Raw genomic sequence first — 3,145 nt, 5'->3', positions numbered from 1 at the left:
AGCCTGTCTAGCGCGTCTTCGGTGACTGGTGCCATTATCCCACGCTCCCCTCAAGACTGATGCCGATCAGCTTCTGCGCTTCAACGGCAAATTCCATCGGCAGTTCCTGGATCACTTCCTTGACGAAGCCATTGACGATGAGTGCAATCGCCTCTTCTTCCGGAATACCGCGCTGCATTACATAGAACAGCGCATCTTCCGAAATCTTCGAAGTGGTCGCCTCGTGTTCGAATTGCGCAGTGGCATTCTTCGCTTCGATGTAAGGCACCGTATGCGCGCCGCAATCATTACCGATCAGCAGCGAGTCGCACTGGGTGAAGTTGCGGGCGTTCTCGGCCTTGCGATGGGCTGAAACCTGACCGCGATAGGTGTTGTTCGACTTACCGGCGGAAATACCCTTGGAGATGATGCGGCTCGATGTGTTCTTGCCGAGATGCAGCATCTTGGTACCGCTGTCGATCTGCTGGTGACCATTGGAAACGGCGATCGAGTAGAACTCGCCGCGTGAATTGTCGCCGCGCAGAATGACGGAAGGATATTTCCAGGTGATCGCGGAACCGGTCTCGACCTGCGTCCACGAGATCTTGGAATTGACGCCGCGGCAATCACCACGCTTGGTGACGAAGTTGTAGATGCCGCCCTTGCCTTCCGCATCGCCGGGGAACCAGTTCTGCACGGTGGAATATTTGATCTCCGCGTCGTCAAGCGCAATCAGCTCGACAACTGCCGCATGCAGCTGGTTTTCGTCGCGCTGTGGTGCCGTGCAGCCTTCGAGGTAGGACACATACGCACCTTCTTCGGCGATAATCAGCGTCCGCTCGAACTGGCCTGTATCCCGCTCATTGATGCGGAAATAGGTGGAAAGCTCCATCGGGCAGCGCACGCCCTTCGGCACATAGACAAACGAACCGTCAGTGAAGACAGCCGAATTCAGCGTCGCGTAGAAATTATCCGAAACCGGAACAACCGTTGCGAGATACTTCTTCACCAGATCCGGATGTTCGCGGATCGCTTCGGAGATCGAGCAGAAGATGACGCCGGCTTTTGCCAGCTCAGCTTTGAACGTCGTGACTACCGAGACGCTGTCGAACACAGCATCGACTGCGACGCGGCCGGACTTGTAGACATTGTCGCTGGCTTCTTCGTCTTCGTCGCTGGGGCTCGCCTCGCCCACCTTGCGCACACCCGCGAGGATTTCCTGCTCTTTCAGCGGAATTCCCAGCTTCTCATAGGTGCGCAGCAGCTCCGGATCGACATCAGCAAGCGACGTCGGGCCGGTCTGGTTCTTCGGACCGGCATAGTAAACCATGTCCTGGAAGTCGATCTTCGKATAATTCACACGCGCCCAAGTGGGCTCTTCCATCGTCAGCCAGCGTTCATAAGCCTTCAGACGCCATTCAAGCATCCAGTCCGGCTCATTCTTCTTGGCAGAGATAAAGCGAATAATATCTGCATTAAGGCCCTTCGGCGCCTTATCCATTTCGATAAGGGTTTCAAAGCCGTATTTGTACTGGTCCACGTCAAGCGTACGGACCCGGTCAATGGTTTCCTGCACTGCAGGCATTGGCGTTCTCCATCCACGCGGGGTTCAAGGTCCCGCAGTTGCAAACGTCAAGGCAGTATGTCGTCTTGAATATCTGCCTCTATGTAGTGCGCAATCGCACAATTTAACACCGGTATTCACCGGATTTTTTTCAATTAACGGCGATAATCTGCCGATAATCGAATTTCTTTACGCGGCATCGGCCGCGGCTGGTTTCGAGCGGTCGCGTCGTGCGACCATAATCTTTAGCGCTTCCAGAAAAAGCGCGATCTCCTCGTCACTCGTATCCGGCGCCGTTGAGACCCGAAGACCGCCTGTTCCATCGCCATATCCCATCGCTGCGAGCACCTGGCTTGGCCCGACTTTTCCGGATGAACAGGCTGATCCGGCCGATAGCGCGATTCCGGCAAGATCGAAAGCGATCTGAACGGTCTCTGCTTTCATCTCAGCCAGTGAAAACATCGTGGTGTTGGGCAGACGGTCAACAGCCTCACCATAGATGATGGCGTCAGGCGCGATCGCCCGCACGCTCTGTTCTATCATTTCGCGTTTCTGTGTTGGCCAGCCGCCAGAATCCAGGCGTTCCTTCGCCACGCGTGCCGCAGCACCGAACCCGGCAATAAGTGGCAATGCTTCGGTACCGCCACGATGGCCCTTTTCCTGTCCGCCACCGCGGATGATGGGCTTCGGCATCACCAGATCAGATACGGCCACAATCGCGCCGACGCCTTTTGGCCCGCCGATCTTGTGCGATGACAGGATCAGATAATCCGCAGAAGATGTTGTAATATCGAGCGGAATTCGTCCTGCGGCCTGCACCGCGTCAACAATGAGGAGCCCGCCGAATTCCTTCACCAGCGCGCCAATCGTCTCGATCGGCTGCAAGACACCGGTTTCGTTGTTGGCTGCCTGCACCGCAACAAGCGGCAGCCCCTGGCTGCGATCATGGGCAGCAAGAAGTGTACGCAGTTGCTCCATATCAAGCAGGCCGCAATCGTTAACAGCAACTACCTCAACCTGATCCGCCGGAAACTGTCCACCGGCAAGGATACAAGGATGCTCGCTTGCACTGACATAAAGCCGTGAAAGGCGCATCGCCGCCCGCCCCATAGTATAATATGGCGTCAGGAGGGTTGAAGCTGCCTCGGTCGCACCCGATGTAAAGACCACATGATCAGGCTTGGAGTTGACCAGCGCGGCGACATCGCGGCGCGCAGCTTCAAGAATTGCCTTGGTCGCACGGCCTTCCAGATGAACGGATGACGGATTGCCGGTCTGCATCAGCGCATTGACCACAGCATCGCGCGCTGCCGCAATCAGCGGCGCACTTGCATTGTAGTCGAGATAGGCGCGATTGCGGGCCATGCTTCTCCTGATTCCTGTTCTTTTGGCAAAAAGCGCAATTTTCTTGAAATTCAGCCTCGTACCAGCCTATTAAGCCGGTTCGAGATAAGTTCTACACCAGTTTTGAACGGTTCTAAACTGGTTTTATGGTCGCTGTTGATTGCCGTCAAGCCCGGCAGATCAATAAGAGCCCGTTTGGAAAGTCGCTGCGGCGAGGCATATGGCGTGGTTTTCGAGAACCGGAGCGCAGCGTACATT

Annotated in this window: 3 protein-coding genes; all 3 read right to left on the bottom strand. The window is 55.9% G+C overall.

Annotated elements, in window-relative coordinates:
- Positions 1-34: 34 nt before the first annotated feature.
- Positions 35-1,564, bottom strand: coding sequence for a Fe-S cluster assembly protein SufB (gene sufB / locus ACXJ5O_RS22780; RefSeq protein ID WP_457301892.1), 1,530 nt, complete (start codon positions 1,562-1,564; stop codon positions 35-37).
- A 168-nt stretch (positions 1,565-1,732) separates the two neighbouring features.
- A complete protein-coding gene (locus ACXJ5O_RS22775) occupies positions 1,733-2,908 on the bottom strand; it encodes a cysteine desulfurase family protein (RefSeq protein WP_457301891.1) in 1,176 nt (391 codons plus the stop codon).
- Between the two features lie 50 nt (positions 2,909-2,958).
- The coding region (locus ACXJ5O_RS22770; protein WP_457301890.1) for a hypothetical protein at positions 2,959-3,145 on the bottom strand (187 nt) is incomplete at its 5' end.

It is taken from the genome of Phyllobacterium sp. P5_D12 (genome assembly GCF_054049495.1).
The sequence above is the reverse complement of the archived record's forward strand: the minus strand, read 5'-3'. Positions and strand labels throughout refer to the sequence as shown.

Coding starts and splice junctions, on each gene's coding strand:
- ACXJ5O_RS22775 (WP_457301891.1), bottom strand. CDS start 2,908: ATGGCCCGCAATCGCGCCTATCTCGACTACAATGCAAGTGCGCCGCTG.